General features: G+C 39.8%; 14 protein-coding genes and 1 pseudogene. 10 read left to right on the plus strand and 5 right to left on the minus strand.

Annotated features, from left to right (window positions below):
- Positions 1-14 precede the first annotated feature (14 nt).
- From JMX83_RS09580 to JMX83_RS15380, 3 genes and pseudogenes are all read right to left on the minus strand, one after another.
- Positions 15-755 carry a peptidase gene (locus JMX83_RS09580; protein WP_201601096.1) on the minus strand — a complete coding sequence of 247 codons (741 nt, stop codon included), beginning with the start codon at positions 753-755 and terminating at the stop codon, positions 15-17.
- 40 nt (positions 756-795) lie between these two features.
- Positions 796-1,581 carry a transglutaminase family protein gene (locus tag JMX83_RS09585; protein ID WP_201601098.1) on the minus strand — a complete coding sequence of 262 codons (786 nt, stop codon included), beginning with the start codon at positions 1,579-1,581 and terminating at the stop codon, positions 796-798.
- An 856-nt stretch (positions 1,582-2,437) separates the two neighbouring features.
- A pseudogene (locus JMX83_RS15380) lies at positions 2,438-3,979 on the minus strand (circularly permuted type 2 ATP-grasp protein); the annotation flags it as partial.
- Positions 3,980-4,284: 305 nt separating this feature from the next.
- Here JMX83_RS15380 and JMX83_RS09595 point away from each other — a divergent pair.
- From JMX83_RS09595 to JMX83_RS09610, 4 genes are all read left to right on the plus strand, one after another.
- Positions 4,285-4,923 carry a GDSL-type esterase/lipase family protein gene (locus tag JMX83_RS09595; RefSeq protein WP_201601102.1) on the plus strand — a complete coding sequence of 213 codons (639 nt, stop codon included), beginning with the start codon at positions 4,285-4,287 and terminating at the stop codon, positions 4,921-4,923.
- Positions 4,920-5,135 carry a hypothetical protein gene (locus tag JMX83_RS09600; RefSeq protein ID WP_265089527.1) on the plus strand — a complete coding sequence of 72 codons (216 nt, stop codon included), beginning with the start codon at positions 4,920-4,922 and terminating at the stop codon, positions 5,133-5,135. Before JMX83_RS09595 ends, JMX83_RS09600 begins: the two co-directional genes overlap by 4 nt.
- Positions 5,136-5,229: 94 nt before the next feature.
- Positions 5,230-7,281, plus strand: a complete 2,052-nt coding sequence (locus JMX83_RS09605; protein WP_201601104.1) for an autotransporter domain-containing protein — start codon at positions 5,230-5,232, stop codon at positions 7,279-7,281.
- Between the two features lie 162 nt (positions 7,282-7,443).
- A complete protein-coding gene (locus JMX83_RS09610; protein ID WP_201601106.1) occupies positions 7,444-8,199 on the plus strand; it encodes a M90 family metallopeptidase in 756 nt (251 codons plus the stop codon).
- A gap of 126 nt (positions 8,200-8,325) precedes the next feature.
- On the opposite strand, the gene JMX83_RS09615 is transcribed toward JMX83_RS09610, so the two are convergent.
- Complete coding sequence (locus JMX83_RS09615) at positions 8,326-8,994, minus strand: hypothetical protein (protein ID WP_201601109.1); 669 nt, start codon at positions 8,992-8,994, stop codon at positions 8,326-8,328.
- Between the two features lie 212 nt (positions 8,995-9,206).
- Here JMX83_RS09615 and JMX83_RS09620 point away from each other — a divergent pair, with 212 nt between their 5' ends.
- The 6 genes from JMX83_RS09620 (at position 9,207) to JMX83_RS09645 (ending at position 18,027) form a co-directional block, all read left to right on the plus strand.
- Positions 9,207-9,692 carry a hypothetical protein gene (locus JMX83_RS09620; protein ID WP_201601112.1) on the plus strand — a complete coding sequence of 162 codons (486 nt, stop codon included), beginning with the start codon at positions 9,207-9,209 and terminating at the stop codon, positions 9,690-9,692.
- A gap of 1,308 nt (positions 9,693-11,000) precedes the next feature.
- Entirely contained in the window at positions 11,001-12,269 is a 1,269-nt protein-coding gene (locus JMX83_RS09625) for a tyrosine-type recombinase/integrase (protein WP_045455641.1), read from the plus strand.
- Positions 12,270-12,389: 120 nt separating this feature from the next.
- Positions 12,390-13,670 (plus strand): site-specific integrase, encoded by a 1,281-nt coding sequence (locus JMX83_RS09630; RefSeq protein WP_201601115.1) that lies wholly within the window; start codon positions 12,390-12,392, stop codon positions 13,668-13,670.
- A complete protein-coding gene (locus tag JMX83_RS09635) occupies positions 13,663-15,246 on the plus strand; it encodes a site-specific integrase (RefSeq protein ID WP_201601117.1) in 1,584 nt (527 codons plus the stop codon). The genes JMX83_RS09630 and JMX83_RS09635 overlap by 8 nt, the downstream gene beginning before the upstream one ends.
- On the plus strand, positions 15,233-17,581 hold the full coding sequence (locus tag JMX83_RS09640) for a hypothetical protein (RefSeq protein ID WP_201601119.1): 2,349 nt from the start codon (positions 15,233-15,235) through the stop codon (positions 17,579-17,581). Before JMX83_RS09635 ends, JMX83_RS09640 begins: the two co-directional genes overlap by 14 nt.
- A complete protein-coding gene (locus JMX83_RS09645) occupies positions 17,575-18,027 on the plus strand; it encodes a hypothetical protein (RefSeq protein ID WP_201601121.1) in 453 nt (150 codons plus the stop codon). Before JMX83_RS09640 ends, JMX83_RS09645 begins: the two co-directional genes overlap by 7 nt.
- Positions 18,028-18,222: 195 nt before the next feature.
- On the opposite strand, the gene JMX83_RS09650 is transcribed toward JMX83_RS09645, so the two are convergent.
- Positions 18,223-18,950: IS3 family transposase (locus tag JMX83_RS09650; RefSeq protein ID WP_201601123.1), on the minus strand; the 728-nt coding region annotated here is incomplete at its 5' end.

Raw genomic sequence — 18,950 nt, forward strand, 5'->3', positions numbered from 1 at the left:
TAAGGGTAAAGGGTCTATCCCCAATAATTATCAGGGCATTTGGGCAATTCAACTAACGTGCGACGTAATGCATCTGACCATTTATGACGAATCGTATTAAAATATTCATCACGCTCATCAATACGGCGACCTTTTGGTAAGATTAAACTGTCATTTTCATACAGCACAAAATCTATCGGCATACCGACTGATAGATTTGAGTGAATCGTGGAATCAAATGACAGCATCAACGCACGTGCCGCGTGTCTTACATCTGTGTTATAGCTGACAGAACGGTCCAAAATAGGTTTTCCGTATTTGCTTTCACCCAACTGAAAGAAAGGCGTATCTTCTGTGGCTTTGATGCAATTGCCTTCAGGATAAATCAGGTATAATTCAGGCGGATGTCCTTTAATTTGACCACCAAGCATAAACGAGCTAGTAAATGCCCCGTCGCGACTAGAATTAGCGACTGCTTTTGCATGATTCATAATATCACGCATACATTCACCGACCATTTGCGCCGCATCAAATAATGTCGTCACTGTATTGAGGTTGCTCTCAAGACGCTGATCAATATCGTTTTGCAGTTTATTAAATACCGCTTGCGATGTCGCTAAGCTGCCAGCGGTTTGCAGCACCATAAAGCGCTCGCCTTCAATGCCATATTGATACAACTTTCTGAATGTCGATATGTGATCAACACCAGCATTGGTGCGCGTGTCACTGGCAAAGACCATACCGTCTTTTAGACGAATGGCAGCACAATAAGTCATAAGATACCCTTGATAAAAAAATAATAGAAAACAGCAAATGCTATGATAGCTTTTTGACTAATACCAAACTGTAAAGATTTTCATAACCGCCGCCCATGCGTACGCCGCGCACAGGGGCGGTATCTAGATAATCTCGCCCAATCGCCACATACACATGTGAGTTTGGAGTAAATGCCTGATTTGAGATATCAAAAGTATACCAGTAACCATCCAGCCAAACCTCAGCCCATGCGTGACTGGCCATGTGATTTTCGGTATCGTCATACAGATAACCGGACACATAACGCGCTGGAATCTGTTGATCGCGCAAGATACTTAAAAACACATGCGTATGGTCTTGGCACACACCGGCACTTGCCGCAAACGCCTCAGCAGCGGTCGTGCCCACATGCGTGACGTCTTTAACAAAAGGCATTTTCATGATCAGGGCATTCGCCATTGCTTTTAAGCTGTCATGAGTAGGGGTTTTTAGATATGGTGCTGCAAATTCTCGCATCTCTTGTGAGCATTTGGTTAACGGGGTTTGTACGGTAAATAGCAGGTAGGGGACATGATCCATATCCTCTAGTCGTTCGGTTTCGGTGTTGATCTCAACGACACCCGACGCCTGCATTTGCAAGTTGTTATGTGCCTCGTTACGACTGAGCGTGAGCCATGCATTACCAAAGCCGTCCTTTTGGTTGGTCGCCACTTTAGGGAGCATGACATCCCATTTATGAATGGTTTGGTGCGGCATTTGCATGGGGGTCATGCGTATGTACTGTACACTGCGCTGCGCCAGCTCATCGTAATAATAGTTGGTTTGGTGACTGATTTGAAGTTTCATAATATCTTCTCCTTTTTCGGTTTATTCCATATGTCTTATGAGCCATTATTATTGGTTTTTGGCTAGACACTTTCTATACACCTTGACGCAATATGAGATTAAACTCTTTGCTAATCAGCGCAAAATCACTAAATTTCTTTGATCTGATCATCTGGTTGGTCAAGCGGATAAGCTCACGCCAGCGTGTATTCTCTGGCAACTCATTAATCCAGTGTCTGAATTCAAAACTGACCTCTGTTGAATCCTCTCCTAACAAGACGGCACGCTCAAGCTGCTCAAAATGACGCCCTAATTGCCAAAAACAAGTCACTGTCGGGTTTTCTTGTTTCATCGCAGCGTTACACGCGTGTAGCTGCAAGGTCGCCGCTCGATACGTGCCAGCACTCGATAAACGTTTGATCAAGTTATACAGCTCAGCGGTATCTTTACCAATGACACCTTTGGCCTCTTGGACATTATCCTCAATCGATTGCACGATATTGGGTATGATGTTTTGTTCCAAATCAGACATCATTTGTGCTTTCATGGTGGTAAGTGACGCTTCACCATCAACGGCAAATCCTAAATGACTGATTAAATGCTTGATCTGTGATTTTTTGAGATCGCCTTTGATGAGCTGTTTCATGACATCGTCATAGTAATACAAGCGCTCACTATATCGACCTAGCCATATTAAGTGACTGGCGGTAGAGAGCAGCAGTATCATGGGCGCATCATCTAAACTCTCATAACCTGTTTCTAAGGGCTGGACGCGATTATAGTAGTTCGCATGCCCTGAAGCGTTGCCTGCAGAATTGACCCCTACTGATGATGAAGGCGAGCACTTATCGGCTTGCTGGCTGTCTAAATCACTGTCATCAATAACCCAAGTGTCTTTGATACCGCCGCCTTGCGATGAATTGACGACCAACGAGCCTTCAACCATGGCCACTCGTGTCAGACCACCAGGTACGATATCTACCGTGCCATCACCATGACTGAGAATAAAGGGACGCAAGTCAATATGACGCGGTGCGATACCATCGCTCACGGCAGTGGGGTTGGTAGATAGTGAGATGGTTGGCTGAGCAATAAAGCCGGCTGGATTTTCAAGCAGACGTACGCGATATTCTTCGATTTCTTCTTTGGTTGATGTCGGACCAATAAGCATCCCATAGCCGCCTGAGCCTTGCGTTTCTTTTACCACTAGCTTGTCCAGATTATCAAGCACATATTTGAGATCATCGGGCTTACGGCACTGGTAGGTCTCAATATTAGGTAGGATAGGCTCTTCATTTAAGTAGAACTTAATCATATCCGGTACAAAAGGATATAAACTCTTATCATCGGCCACGCCCGTACCAGGTGCATTTACGATAACGACGTTGCCAGCGCGATACGCACTCATGAGCCCCGATACACCCAAGATAGAATCTGAGCGGAATGCTAAAGGATCGATATAAGGGTCATCAATACGGCGGTAGATCACATCGACTTGTACCTTACCGCGAATACCTTGCATGTAGACTTTGCTGTCCTCAACGACCAAGTCATAACCATGAACGAGTGGTACATTCATCTCATGGGCTAAGAAAGCATGCTCATAATAGGCACTATTAAAGCGGCCTGGCGTTAAAATGACGACTTGCGGATCATATTTGGATGTTGAGCTGGCAAGACAGGCTTTGAGACGGTTTGGATAATCACTAATACCCATAATAGGCGTGTCAGCAAATATATCAGCTAAGAGGGTCTCTGATATATTGCGGCTCTCAAGCATATATGAGACGCCTGACGGGGTACGCAAGTTATCCTCTAACACACAAAACTTGCCAGATTCATCACGGATTAGATCGATACCACTAATGTGCGAGTATATTGGTTTATCGAGCTCAATGCCCATCATCCACGGCTCATAGCAGCCACTGGCATACACATAGCTGGCAGGGACAATATCGGCCTTCATAATGGCTTGATCATGGTAGATATCATGCAAAAAAGCATTGAGAGCGGTGATGCGCTGTTTACAGCCTGCTTCTATTTGTTGCCATTCGCTCGCTGCAATAATGCGTGGAATGATATCAAATGGAATCATACGCTCGATGTTTTTGGCATCGCTATAGACCGTAAAGGTAACCCCTTTGCGGTAAAAGATGTTTTCTGCTTGTTCGTTTAGATAATTGAGGGCGTCCATGTTGATGTTATCAAGCCAATGACCAACGGCTTTTGCAACGGGACGATACTGACCTTTGCCTGTTTGGAGTTCATCAAAGCTTGGTGCGCGTGATGGGGGCGTGTCTTGTGAGGTATTTTGTGATTGGCTTTGCGATTGCCCTGAAGTGTTGTCCTTGTCTTTTACGCTGGTTTCAGGGGTAGCCGTATCCTCATTTGTATTTTTATTCTGACTTTGGTCTTTGATTTGACCTATTGACTGCTCTTCTTGAGGTTGGTTTTGGCTCTGACCCTGACTCTGGGATTGAGATGATTTTTTATTCATAAGTACCTCACGTATCCTTGGTAAAGTTACACTTTATGATGACTACACCCTCTATGCTAAGCTTAGTAGCACTTTTATTTCGCCCAACAGGTAGTCTATCTCCTGTATGAACTATACAACGGTTACCGAGTAACATACAACAAGGGTTAAGTAATAGGTTTTTAGTAATATCAGCCTAATTCTGATAAATTTAACTCAATCTGTGTGAAAAAAGGAAAAGAGTGGACATGAAGATACGAGGTAAGTCTTTGGTGCTGGCTAGTATGGGGTTGGCAGCGACTCTGAGTATGACCAGCTGTGGTAGTGAGCCACAGCAAGATACCTTGCCAGCTGGTAGCACGGTGATTGCACTTGGTGACTCGCTGACTTATGGCTATGGCACGAGTCTAGATGCAGCTTATCCTAAGGTACTTGCCAATCTGAGTCATTGGAACGTTATTAATGCAGGCGTCAATGGCGATACCTCCGCCGATGTGCTGGCTCGTGTCGATGATATCACTAAGCAAAACCCTGACTTGGTACTGCTTGGCGTGGGTGGTAATGATGTGTTGCAACGCGTTCAGCCTGAGACTACACGTGCCAATATCACCGCTACTATCGACACCTTGAAATCTGCAAATATCGATGTGGTCCTTATTGCTGAACCTCACTTTAGTGCCAGCGCTCTGTTTGGACGGGTGAGTGATAACCCATTATATGAAGATATTGCTGATGCTAAAGAAGTGCCTTTATATTCAGGTGGCTGGTCTGCGGTATTGTCGGATGACACGTTAAAGTCCGATCGCATCCACGCCAACGCTGCGGGTTATCGGCAGTTTGCAGAAGGGCTGCATGATTATTTACAAGAGGAAGGGTTGGCACGATGAAAAATAGCTACTTACTGATGGCAATAAGCGCAGTGGTTTTTTTGTTTGTAGATTTTTTACACCGTAACGGACACTTACTCAATGATAAAGGTGAGATGGTGATTAATAACACAGGTCTTGCTGCTGTGACCTTATTGGTCGCTGAGTCTGACCCGAATCAAAAAGAAACCTTGATCAAGTTGATTATGAACATGTTGTCGCTGGAGGTTTGACTTAAAAAATACGTTGTTTCTTTTTCTTGTAAACCACATTTAATTGAGTTATTTTTTAGTGTCGATTACATTTATTTAACCAAGGAGAAACAGTTTGCATAATAGATTATCACCGCTCACGATTTCAGTTGTCGCTGCGCTGACACTACTTACAGGCTCACAAACATTTGCAGAAGCCCAATACGGTGATTATGGTAAAGAAACGGCGTTAACGCTCGCGCGCGACTATGCTGGTCGCTATACCGGATCTGACAAGGAAATTGAGGCTGCTAACTATATGCAGCAACGTATGACTATTAATGGTAGTAACAATCAAGTCGATCGTCAGACTTTTGATTTTGTTGCACCTCGCGGTTTATTTAGAGGTCAAACACTAACGAGTAATAACATTATTGTCACCCAAAAAGGTATTGCTGATACCAATAAAACACTATTTGTCGGCGCACATTATGATTCTGCAGTCGCCTACCCAAATTATCAAAATCTAGAAGCATTAGATGACAACGCCTCTGGATCTGGCGTCTTAACTGAATTGACAAGAAACCTGAATGGCATTGACACAGAACATAATATTCAGTTTGTGGCGTTTGGTGCAGAGGAGGGCGGTCTCAATGGTTCAAAGGCGTTTGTTGATCAGCTCACTGACGCAGAAAAATCGACAGCACTGGGCATGATCAACTTAGATAGCTTGATTACAGGCGATAAGATGTATGCCAATGCGGGGCGAAATGCTTACGACGATGACGGCAATGAAGTGGCTGCCAATGTAGGACTGCGTGAAAATGCGCTACGTATTGCAAAAGAGCTTGGTATCACACTCGAAGTCAATCCAGCTATCATTGCACCTGGCGCGACAGAACCCTACGAGCCTTATGGCGTTGGCTGTTGTAGCGATCAAGAGTCTTTTGACAACGTAATGCCTGTAGTAGGATTTGAGGCGACCAACTGGGCTCTTGGACCTGATTATGATGGTTATACGCAAACGGAAAATCCGAATATCCCAGGTGGCTATACGTGGCATAATCCCGAATTAGACAATGAGGATGTGCTGACAGCTGCATTTGGGGAAGAGCGCATCGCACAAAGAATGCGTGACTATTCGCGTATTCTTAGCAGATTGATCGTTGAGCAAACCAATGCTGACATCATTGCCGCAAACAAAAGCGCGCTTAATCTTCAAAATAGAATGGGGGCAGCGTTAAAGCACAGTGCCACTGATTCGCACTCAGCTATTCTTGAGCGTGCTAATGCTTTGGCTTTACCTGCCGTTGATAATAGTGATAACAATGATGCTTTGCGTACTCAGGTTTGGGTAGACGGCTCTCAAAGCTATATCGATTCTGATAACGTCCAAGAAGGTAATCGCGCTAATATTGGCATCTATGGTGAATACGTTGTGCAACCTAGCTGGCGTGTTGGTGCAGGTCTCAAAGCCACCAATCAAAACAATAAAACGGTAGAGAACGGTATCAAAAAAGACACCAGCTATGGCATTCAAGCTTACTCGCTATTGGGCGGTAAAGACACGGCTTGGTGGAATACGACTTCTGTAAGCTTATCTAAACATGATTTAGATGTTAATAGCACCGTTAGACTAGATGGTAATAATGGCATCAACATTATTAACAATAGCGAACGCGGTAATGCTGATGCCGATGTGTTTAGTGCTTATAATGAGCTTGGCTACAATTTTCTTATCAAGAAAAACATCGCTCATGGCGCTTTTTTAGGTTTGAACTACAGTGATACCGACATAGACGGCTACACGAGTGGCAGTGCCAACTCTCGCACAGCCCTTAAAGTTGATAGCACATCTAGTGAGGCATGGGACTCAGAGCTTGGTTACCAGCTGCAGTATGGGTTTGATTTAATGGGTACACCCGCCAAGCTTCAAAGCAAACTCGCTTACGTGCATGTCATCGAAGACGGTTTAGTGGATCGTTTATCGACAAATTCTTTCGCTGATGGGCAAAACAGAGACATTAGTATCACCCAAACAAACAAAGATGATGACTATGGACGTTTTGAGCTGAGTGTTAGCAACAAGGTTCATAACAATGTCTATGCGTATCTGAATGGCGATACCACCTTTGCACGTGATGATAAAGACAGCTCAGTACAGTTAGGCTTACAGTATCAATTTTAAAACATAATGTATGGATGACAGTCTGCGCCGCTCAGTAATTTATTTATGAGCGGCGTTTTTTATACATTTTAATATAGTAATTATAATGGCGTGCTACTGGTTATCGCTATAATATACGTAGAATGGCTGGCCTATATACTAAAAAGAATAGGGATAAAATGTATGTTTGACATCATCAAAGACTGGCGTGAGCAGCGCATATTAGACAATAGCGAGTTCACGCATGAAGACTGGGCGCGGGCGGCTGAGCGTATCGTTATCCTTGATAGATTAAATGAGGAGGAGAGAGGTCGTTTATTCGACTTAGCGACTTTGTTTTTGGATGACAAGTCTTTTACAGGCGCGCAAGGTTTTGAAATTACTGACGCGGTCAAACAGTCCATTGCATTGCAAGCCTGTTTACCTATCTTAAACCTAAGTCTTGAATGGTATAGCGGCTGGTCGTCTATTATTATTTATCAAGGTTCGTACAAAAGTGAGAGTACAACGGTAGATGAGTTCGGCATCGTGCATGAGGGCAGTCAGCACCGTAGTGGGGAAGCATGGCAACGTGGCCCAGTCATTCTCTCATGGAAGGATGCCAAGCACTCAGGTGAGCGTGATGGACACAATGTGGTGATTCATGAATTTGTGCATAAGCTTGATATGATGAATGGCCGCGCTAATGGCTTTCCACCGATGCAGCCTGACATAGATCCTGCACGTTGGACTGAAATTATGACCCGTGATTTTGAAGATTTTCAAACGCACCGTAAGTCAGGTTTAGATCGTTATGGCGCCACCAATCCCGCCGAGTTTTTTGCGGTATTGAGTGAAGTATTTTTTGAAACGCCGCAAAAGCTGGTTGACGCATATCCTGATATTTACGATATTATGGTCAAGTTTTTTAAGCAAAGTCCAATTCAACCAAAACCATAAGTTTAAATTTATATATTAAAAATTGAATATAATATAACAAAGAAATAAAAAGGGCAGTGCTTCATATGTGATGCATTGCCCTTTTTTAATATATTTATCTGACCATTCAGATGCTTACGCTGTTATTTAAACCGTCCACTGATCGTTAATGACAGCGACGAGATAACGCTTACCCTGATACTCATCAAACACCAATCGCAGTACACGCCAGTCCATGCCAGCATATTCTTCAGTGCCTTTATGATAAAACTCCACAACGTCTGAGTTTTGGTATATGTCTTTTAAGTTATTGATTGAATTTCCATTATTGGTAATTTTATTGACGCTGACATCCACATCATTGAATTTTTTGCCATCCACCCAAGTCTCCAAATACGTCGGCAGCGGTGTGATTAATAAATCACCCGTTCCATCTTTTTCGCCCCATGTGAAGCGAAGATTGGACTGTTGTAAATATTGCGCATATTGCGCGCGATTAAAGACTTTATCAGACTCAGGGCGCACGTAGGCATACATCGAAAAACGAACGCCACGTGTGGGATGGATATCATCAGTAATTCTAGCAAAATCCTTATTGGCGAGCGCCCGCTGTATACGCAACGCTTGCTGTTTTAAGGTTTGTTGACTGATATCAGTACTCATAGGCGTTGCTGAGGTGCTGGTAGGTTGAGAAACAATGGCTTCACTAGATTCAGAAGCGGACTGGCAACCAGTCGCGGTCAAAGTAAGCAATAAAAGGCCACTAGAAGCCAATGTTGCAAATTTTTCCTTAAAAAAGGTAGGTAGTATTATCATAAAAGCATCCTTACCACAGTTATTAGCAAAATAAACGTTACGATAAGCCACTAAAATTTGTCATCACAATAGATAAAAAAGAGCATAAAAGCGCTATGTAATCGGAATTTTGATGAGTGAACCTGAATGATACGATAATACAGCAGAGTCGTTATATGGCTATGATGTAATAGACCGTAACACTTATAAGATAAAAGCTCGTAGAGAACGACATGCCAACATACAAATCACTGATATTGCTATCAACCATAGCACTGACAACTGTCGATACTGCCACAGCAAATGTGACAAAAGCATCTCAGAAACAAGCTGCTGTGGCTGACATAAAGATCGCAACCATCACAAAAATGTACCAACAAGATATCGATGATCAAGGTATGAGTAATCCTGTGGTGCTACAACAATATGCCAATGATGACTTGCAAGCAGCCATGCAGCTAGAACAAGATTATTTTGATAAAAATCAAATGTCCTGCAATGTTGATTATGATGTGCTGTGGGATTCTCAAGATCCTGATTATACGCAAGACAAGAAGTTTTCGATGACTGATAAAGGATTGGTTCAAGTCAGCTTGGCGCAAGGCAGCAATATCTATTATGATTTGACGTGCAATGATAAAGATTGCCAAATCGCAGATGTTAGCTTGAATGAAGACGGTGGAACTTTGAGTAAGCATTTGCTTGAAACTTGTCGTTAGTAGAAAACTCAATTGACATTAAAAATGTCAGCGCTATGCTATTTTAAATTTAAAAATACTCAGGTAAATATACAAACGACATGACGCAGATTAATATTTAAGTTTCTACTGAAACCGTTGGTATGTTTTCGCATAATGTATATTATGTTAAACTAAGGGTACCATACAATAAGTTCATGGGATTATAATTATATGATAAATCCCTATAAAGATTGGTTGATGATTGATTAATTCTCATACGTATTACCTATTCATAAAGTCATCTTCATCACCACTAATACAGTTACTAGCTGAGCTGTCTTAAGGAGTTAATGTACAGAGCTATCATTAATCCTATTGTATTTGTAATCGAGCTTAACGTATTAAACCATGTCGCTAGTTAACCTGTTTGATAAACTTGTTCTACTCATCATTGCTAAGTTTACTACCTTCATACTGCACAATAAGCCCTCTGAATAATCTGTCACTCCTAATCATCACCTAATAAACAAATCACTCATCAATCGATTGTTGGTAGCTTAGCCGACTTCCTGATTAATGCGAATGTGCTTGAACTACGTTAGGTACAGAAGTATTAGCCACCAAGTGACAATCAGCTCAAAGTAAAAGCAATAACCCTTCTGAATGCCTATTACTCTATATCATTGATAAGAACGTATACAAGCTCTGATAATACTCCTACTTGGCATCTCAGTAAGTCCAAGTCTATATACACCTTATAGCTGCTATTATCATAGCTAACTACGTTTCCATTTAGAGTCACCAAAACAGCCTTCCTGATTAGTGAAACATTCATTGGTCTTTTCTAACATCTCTCGTTCTTACTGAGATATCTTAATCTAAAGCATTGAGTTGATACCTTCCAAATTTGCACAGAACAGTACTATCACCCTGATTAAGGTATTCTGTGCGAGTACAGGAGCACGGTTTTTCGTGCAAATATGTCGAAGGACTCTATTGCCAATAGCAAACAGCACTCTTACTTTTAATCTATATGAAGTTTATTCCTTCAAACGCCATATATATCAACAAAAAAATAGCTTACTCCCTCTTTCTCCACTATACTATAATTATCCCCAACCTTCACTTGGGGATAATTGTACCTAAAATACTTAATTTTAAAGGGTTTTATGTCTTAATAGATTAATAACCGTGTCCATTTCAGTGTCCAATAACTATCTATATTTTCCAAAAGATACTTTTTCAGAATTTATAAAGTATGTGCAAAGATTATTCTAAATCTCAGTATAGAGTTAATAGATTAACATTCACAATTTACCTTGCTTATAAAGCTTACGGATGTGCATTATGGCTGTCGACAATTTAAATGATATTAATATACTTGAATGCCGAGATAAAGATTACTCGGTTAGTGTCTCAGGTATTGCGGGCCTAAGTATTCGTATTTATCCAAATGGTAAAAAAGAATATTACTTGAGGTACGCTCATCCGCATATCGATGGTAAGCGTCCTAGAATGATGCTAGGTAAGGTCGAAGAAATCAGTCTATATGAAGCTAAGCATAAAGCAGAAAGTATACTTAAGATGGTCGCACAAGGCTCTGACCCTAAAGCTATCCATAAAAAAGAACAAGTCAATAAGTATGCTCATCTAAAGAACGCCACATTTTCTGAAATTACACAAGCGTGGCGAGACCACAAAACATCAAGTCGTAATCGTAGCAATTCTAGAAAGCGTGCGTTTAGTGAATCTACCCTTAAATTTTGGGATTTATGTCTAGGATATATGTGTCGCGAGATTGGCGACTTAAGAATGAACGATATCACGAGCGAGATGATATTAAGTGTGTGTGAGGCGATTCAGAATAATGAAAATCAAGCAACCTTCGTTGGTGCAAGCACTCGGCTTTATACTGAAAAAGTCTTCTCATTCGCTGTTGCAAGAGGATTATGCGATAGAAACATAGCTATTGATACGCGTGGCGAGCTCGCACCTGCCAGCTCAGGCAACCATTTACCAGCCATCACTAAGCCTGATCAGTTTGCCACTCTCCTGAACGATATGTCTAATTTTGAAGGTGCAAGTAAGATTACATTGGAAGCAATGAACTTATTACCATATGTTTTTGTGCGTAGTATCGATTTGCGGTCTATGCGATGGCAAGATATAGATTGGGATAACAAGCTATGGGAGTTTTCTCCTACTAAAGGCGAAGGTCGTGAGGATATGGTATCGCACTTAGTTGTACCTCTAGCCACTCAGGTTATTGAACGCTTACGAAGAATAAAAGCAATTACAGGTCATAAAGAATATGTGTTTGCATCGATGCGTGCCTCAAGCAATAGCTATATTAGTAAAGCGACTCTAGTACAGATATTCCATAGGCTTGGATACAAAGATGTTCAGTGTGCTCATGGATTTCGAGCATCGGCCAAAACATTGCTTATGGAACAATCTGAACTACGTTACTCAGATATTGTGACTGAGCTGCAATTAGGACATCGAATAAAGGATACGCATGGTGGCGCTTATAACCGATTGGATGAAATCGATACTCGAATACTCATGATGCAAGATTGGGCTGACTATATAGATAAGCTGCGAGACTCTGTATGAAAACTACTTTAAGCTGATTATATCATTCAATTTTCATTGCTTTGTAGAGAGTATTAATATAATATTAAATCATAAGAGACACCTATATAAAAGTTCATACATTCGTAGGATTTGATTCAAATGCTGAAAATAAAATCTATTACTCTAAACAACTCAGCTCAGCTTAGTCTATTGTTTGATAGCACTACTACACTTCCCTGCTTATATCCTATGCTTTATATTAATAGCTCATTGAAGTTTAAAAGTGAATCAACACAACAAGCTTACTTGCAGGGTATTAAGCAGTGGTACGAGTTCTGGGAAGAAAAACATAATCAGTCATTCTGCAAGTATTTCCGTGAACATAAATCTAACCCTAATTTGATGATTAAAGAAATAGACAGCTTTATATTATATTTGGAAAATATGCGGGTAGTTGACCAAAAGCTAATTAGATTAGGGAGCAATCCTTCAATTAATTACAATACGCTTGCACATCGTTTGCGGGCTATCCTCAGCTATTTAAACTATTTATTAGATACCTTTAGTCAAGTACACGGTAAATCTATAAGCCCTCAAATAGCTAGATATAAATCTACACTTTCCCAAAAGTCTGATCTTGTCAAAAACTTGTCCTCTAATCACCATAAAGCCCATAAAAATGGGACAAACTTTAAAAGCCTTACAGAGGAAATAAAAGAAGCTCTATATTCTATTATTTCGCCAAAAGCACTAGAACCTTTATTTAAGAGTAAGGAAGCGCAGTTAAGAAACTTTCTCATTGTACATCTGCTCTTAAACTACGGTTTGAGGACTGGCGAGCTGTTACTTTTAACTCTTAACTCAATTAAGACTGATTTAAAAACATGTAATACTTATCTCGTTATAACTGATACACAAGATAGAACAGATAACCGTATATCGAAGCCGCAGATGAAAAACGTTCAATCCGTTCGAACCATATTATTAGAAAAACGTGATGCTCAATTTATTCACATGTATATCAACAATATCAGATCTCAAGATTCTAAAAGCAACATGCTATTTCTGTCCTTACAAGCACCCTACGCGCCTCTTAGTAAATCAGGTCTTAAAAAGCTCATAGCTACGATAAATGAGAAGATGAAAAGTGATTATCCTCAGTTCTTTGACAAGAGATATGTAGATTCAATTGATAAAATTTCAGCTCATATTCTTCGTCATACATGGGCGTATATGATGCTTAAACATAGTTATCAATCATATTTGGACAGTTACAACAAGGCGCAGGCAATGGAGAATGCTATTGAAAGTTTAAGAAAGATGGCAGGGTGGTCACTCAACAGTACTATGCCATACTTATATGCTAGCCGATTTATCTCGGAAAATGCTAACTTATCTAATATACATCGAATTACAAAAGTGGGTGCACACTATGACTAATAATTTAGCACTAGAGTTTCCTAACTACTCGAGTCATCGTTTATTTTCTGAGGCTCAGATAAGTAAAATTGAAAGTCTACATATTCCTACTATAATTCGATTTATGCTTGCTGATAGATATGAAACGAAATTTATCAATTCTACCTCAAGTACTTGGGAGTTTTTCTACTCCGGTAGAAAAGAGTACATAGACTTTACTGAAGAAAATTATCTAGATAAGCATGAGATTAAGTTATTAAAGTTCTTTTTAGCTTACTACTCCCAAATTAATAGCCCTGCTTATTTATCAAGATACTTTAAACAAGTCAGGTCTAAATTTCATAAGTTAATAAAAAGCAACAACTCTTTTAGTTATCTAAGTTTCAAAGAAGTGCTTTTAGATTTAGCCGTAGATGAATCTAAATATAGAGAATACTATACATTAAAGAACTTTGTCAGATTATTGATAGCTGAAGGTTTTGAAGAATTTAGTGAAGAAGATGAGCTTGATCTTGAAATACTAGAAAGACCAAAATCTTTTAACTCAAAATTGTTCTATCAAGAGGTTGAGGATCCTATTAGTAAGCCTACGATCACAATGATACAAAATGGCTTCGCAAAACTAAATTCAGAAATTGGTGAGGGGCAATCAATAGTAGACAATGTTATTAAAGATGCTTCTATCCTTGGTCTTATCTACGTAACTGGTATGAGACCCGTCCAATTATCTAAGCTTTCTGTTGAAGATATAAAGATAGATACATACACGAAAGAAGGCGAAAATATGCGTTACAGCATACTTGTACCTTATGCCAAACAAGGGCGATTCAACCATGCTAAGATTTCGATAAAACTACCTGAAGAAATCGCTAAAGTTATTTTGCAATATATCAAACAGTTCAAACTACCTATAAAACATCAGCTTTTTGATTTAGGTAATTATGCAGTGACTTACTGTACTACCGCCATCAATGAGCAACTTTTTGATTTCTCACCGCAGGAATATAAAAGCCAAGTTTTAAATGGTGAACTAATTCGAATTAGATATACAAGCTCTCAATTTCGCCATCATGTGGCTTATTCAATGGCACTATCGGGATCAAGTGCTGAAGATATTGCGTATATCTTAGGACACTCGTCGTTAGTTACAGCTAGACATTATATTTTTTCATCACCTAATCTTGCTCAAATTCGAGCCATAGCACTCGGTAGAAACCCTGTTTATCAGCAAATGATAGCCATGCTAATGACTGGCGATATCATTACCCCTGAACAAGACCACGGAGAAAATATAACAGGATTCGTTAATCATAAAATCCACAGCAATATAGGTAAGTGTAGCTACAAAGCTGGCTGTTTCCTTGAACCTGTCCGTAGTTGCTATGGATGTGTCTATTTTCATCCTTATGAACATGGTAATCATAAAGAGGTTTTAGAATGCGTTCAAGATGAACTAGAATCTATCGTCCATATCTCCGATGCTGTTTATAGCTCCTCAAACCCAGTCATTGCTATTCACGAAGCGACTAAATTTGAAATAGAATCAGTCATTAAGCGCTGTAAGTTAAGTAGTGAGGTGAAAAATGCAAATGAATAGTTATGATAAGTTCATTGATGAGCAAAAAGAGTATTTTGAAAATAGCTTATACCAACCCAATGATGCTTTATGGGAAGATAGTGCTTGGTTAAGGACCGGTGTGGGTTCAAGCTGGCTACTCTCGAGAGGCAAGTCAAGTATCAGCTTCAATTCGATAAACAGAGCAAAAGGGCTGTCAAATATAAATATATCTGAAGATTATCAACAATTTTGTAAAGCAATGCTAGTGTACAGCTATCGCCAAGCTAACGGTAAGGTTTCACCACAAAAGCTTGTTGCTGAACTTTTAGTGTTAAAGCGTTGGTTCTATTCCCTAAAAGAAATTACATATGACACTCATCCTACAAAGCTATCGACAGAAATTCTTAACCATGCCTACTATTTGTTAAAGAATAATAGTAGTGCTACTAACCTTCCAGACCATGTCGGAACATTCAAAAGGCTACAAGATGTAGTAAATAAATATGGATTCACTTCTAAGAAGCTAGAGTTTGAAGTTGATTTAAAATATATTAACAAGCAGAACAGAACACAGAAAGCAAGAACAACTAAAGAGCTTCTTGAAGATAAAAATATCGATGAAAATAAGATAAATGTAGAAAAATTAATCTCGATTCAGACTTTTATAAATATTGCTTCGCTAAAAAACCTTTGTCAAAGTGAAGGCGAAAAAATACTCTTAAACTCGTTATTTTTATCTATCATAACAGGGTTTCGATCGACTGAAACGATAATGCTGAAGAAAGACTGTTTAATTGAAAGACCTATCTTGGATCCACAGACCAATGAGCCTATAAGTATCAATGGCAAGGTACAATCCATGCTTGGTATACGCTATTATGGCGCAAAAGGGGCTGGCAAGAGAATTCACTGGGTTGAGCCGTCTTCGATTACGCTTGTTAAAAGCATTATACAAAATACCTTGGAGCTTACCGAGCAGTATCGAAAGCACCTAATTTATTTGAGACAGAAAAATTTAAAAGACTTTCTTCCTAAAGGTATTGATGATATTTCTGATGACTTGATCGAGCTAGACGACTTAACTGACCATTTGTTTATCTCAAAAAAACAGACAAGAGGTCGTGGTGGCCAAAGAGATGCAATATTAAGTACATTTAAGAATGCTCAAGTAAAACCTGACAAGGTAAGTCCTGATGGCACAGGTGAGCTGAAATTCTATAGTAAAGAGACATTGAATAAATTCATTGTATCAATAGCGAATTATGATGCCGAAGAACCTATAAATAAAAAATTTGAGTTTGAGGGTAAGCTAGTTAACATTCCCTATGAAGACTTATTATTTATTGTTCAACATGGTAGCACTACTCTATCTCGAAGTCTGATAAATAAAACAAATATTACAACCCTAGATAACCGTGTCATAAATAATTTCTTAGGCACAGGTAACAATAAATCAGTATTTGAAAAATATAATCTAAAAGATAGTGACAATCAAATCTCTAAAATATCAAGCCATATTCCTCGGCATAATATTAATACGTTCTTAGCTATTGCTGAAATTCTAGATCACTTACAAGCTATGCTAATGGGGCGTGTTGATATTGAACAAAACAAACATTATCAGCATTTGAGTATTAAGCAAATCAGCCAAAATGCTAGTTTGACTAGTAACAGTAATCAATTCCGAACCTCCAATGAGTTAATGGCAGTTTCAGAAGAGCCTATGCGTTCTTTAAAGAATAATATAAAAAGTCCAATTGATGACGTCTTAGAGTATGGTTTGATGCTATTTAGCAACGATAAAGATCTAGAAAACAATCTGAAAAATAACCTGCATACTTTTGATAACGCTAATGAAGTGTCGAATTTTATCGAACAATCTATGGGAGATGGTTACTTTGACGATATTGCTAAAGCTTTTAATGAAATAGCTCCTACAGAGCCAGACAAGGCAAAAGAACTCATAGATACCCATGCCTACTTACATCCCCTACCCTTTGGCTCGTGTATGCGTAATATAGCGGCTCACGGTTGTCCCAAGCGACTAGCGTGCCAGTCAGGTGCGTCCTGTGTCAATTTTACGGTGACAGGCCGTTTGGGCGAACTTGAAAATTTAAGACTTACTAAAGATAGACTGACTGATCAAGCTAAAAGCTTAGCTGATAATTCTGAATTTACACTAAGGATAAAAAAGCAAATTCAGAACCTTGAGGGTTTCGAACAAAAAATTATGGTCGGCTACAGTAATAAAACTCCTGTAAATATATATAGTGCAATAGATACTGAGCATTCCCAGCCAAAGACACTTGCTGAACTATTTTCACTAGAATACGAAAAGATAAAAGCTAATGATGAGGAAGAAAGCAAATGTTAAGAGGTAGTGAGCTTAATGAAGCTATCGAGAACGAGCTTAAAGAAATGGTACAAGAAGGCATTAAAAAGGCCCCTATTTCAAATACTGCTCTACATAAGAGACTAATTGCCAAAGGGCATATTAAAGGGGGTCTGAGTACGCTTAGCACTAAAGAACGTAAAGCATTAATTCAAAAATACACCATGGAGCAGCTCTTACCATTGAACTTGAATGAAAAAGAAGAGCAGCTATACGTCAATAAAAAGACACGTCAAGCTCTTCTTGACACCAATAAAGGATTAAAAGAGAGGATAGCTGAACTTGAAGATGAGCTGAATCAAAATACTGTTACCCTCGTAGAAATTATTAATCAAGTAAAGTTGAAAACTAATCTTGAGCTAGATGACTTACTTTCACCCTACTTAATATCTGAACTCAAAAGTCAGTCTAATTTAAAAAAGTTATAGTGACTTGTCATACTCAGATAAAGTGTATGAATATTCAAATCACCAATCTTGAACCTTCACAGTCTTAATTTTTTCCAAGCTTAATGTAATCGATTACGTCTATTTGACTGATATAGCAAGTAGAACTAGCAATGCAAGACTCATAAACGTCCACTCTGAACCGCCCCGACTATATCGGAGAGTGGATTGCTTGAGTCAGGCAGCTTTGTCTGACTCACAAAGACTATCATAGTATCGTCTCTCAAACTCAAAAGGCGACACATAACCAATCGTACTATGAATGCGAGTTTTGTTAAACCAATCGACCCATTCTAGGGTTGCTAATTCAACATCGTTCACACCTTGCCACTGCGGTTTTAAATATTCAATCACCTCTGTTTTATAAAGCCCGTTAACCGTTTCAGCCAACGCATTATCGTATGAATCACCCGTTGTACCAACAGATGCAATAACGCCAGAATCAGCCATCTTATCAGTATAGCGAATGGATAAGTACTGAACGCCGCGATCACTATGATGAATCACATCTTTAGGATGGTTTCTGTCTGCAATGGCTTGGTTTAGTGCTGCCATCACCATATCAGTGTTCATACGATCTGATACTTTCCAGCCAACGATAGCGCGAGCAAACACATCAATGATAAAGGCGGTATATACCCAGCCACTCAATGTTTTAACGTAAGTAAAGTCAGCAACCCATAGCTGGTTAGGGCGATGGGCATTAAAGTTACGATTAACCAAATCATCAGCACGCTTTTGATCATCACGAGACTTAGTGGTTATCTTACCTTTACCTCGCCAAACACCCTGCATGCCATGCTGCCGCATTAACCGCTCTACAGTGCAGCGTGCAGGATGTATACCCTCTGCTTTCAACTGTTTCCAGACTTTACGAGTACCATAACGGCACTTGCTGTCCTGCC

This window comes from Psychrobacter piscatorii (assembly GCF_904846415.1).
GTDB classification, from domain to species: Bacteria; Pseudomonadota; Gammaproteobacteria; order Pseudomonadales; family Moraxellaceae; genus Psychrobacter; species Psychrobacter piscatorii.

What these genes read in the sequence shown, in the direction of transcription:
- JMX83_RS09635 (WP_201601117.1), top strand. Translation starts at nt 13,663, where the DNA reads ATGACTAATAATTTAGCACTAGAGTTTCCTAACTACTCGAGTCATCGT.
- JMX83_RS09625 (WP_045455641.1), top strand. Translation starts at nt 11,001, where the DNA reads ATGGCTGTCGACAATTTAAATGATATTAATATACTTGAATGCCGAGAT.
- JMX83_RS09630 (WP_201601115.1), top strand. Translation starts at nt 12,390, where the DNA reads ATGCTGAAAATAAAATCTATTACTCTAAACAACTCAGCTCAGCTTAGT.
- JMX83_RS09580 (WP_201601096.1), bottom strand. Translation starts at nt 755, where the DNA reads ATGACTTATTGTGCTGCCATTCGTCTAAAAGACGGTATGGTCTTTGCC.
- JMX83_RS09600 (WP_265089527.1), top strand. Translation starts at nt 4,920, where the DNA reads ATGAAAAATAGCTACTTACTGATGGCAATAAGCGCAGTGGTTTTTTTG.
- JMX83_RS09595 (WP_201601102.1), top strand. Translation starts at nt 4,285, where the DNA reads ATGAAGATACGAGGTAAGTCTTTGGTGCTGGCTAGTATGGGGTTGGCA.
- JMX83_RS09640 (WP_201601119.1), top strand. Translation starts at nt 15,233, where the DNA reads ATGCAAATGAATAGTTATGATAAGTTCATTGATGAGCAAAAAGAGTAT.
- JMX83_RS09585 (WP_201601098.1), bottom strand. Translation starts at nt 1,581, where the DNA reads ATGAAACTTCAAATCAGTCACCAAACCAACTATTATTACGATGAGCTG.
- JMX83_RS09610 (WP_201601106.1), top strand. Translation starts at nt 7,444, where the DNA reads ATGTTTGACATCATCAAAGACTGGCGTGAGCAGCGCATATTAGACAAT.
- JMX83_RS09620 (WP_201601112.1), top strand. Translation starts at nt 9,207, where the DNA reads ATGCCAACATACAAATCACTGATATTGCTATCAACCATAGCACTGACA.
- JMX83_RS09645 (WP_201601121.1), top strand. Translation starts at nt 17,575, where the DNA reads ATGTTAAGAGGTAGTGAGCTTAATGAAGCTATCGAGAACGAGCTTAAA.
- JMX83_RS09615 (WP_201601109.1), bottom strand. Translation starts at nt 8,994, where the DNA reads ATGATAATACTACCTACCTTTTTTAAGGAAAAATTTGCAACATTGGCT.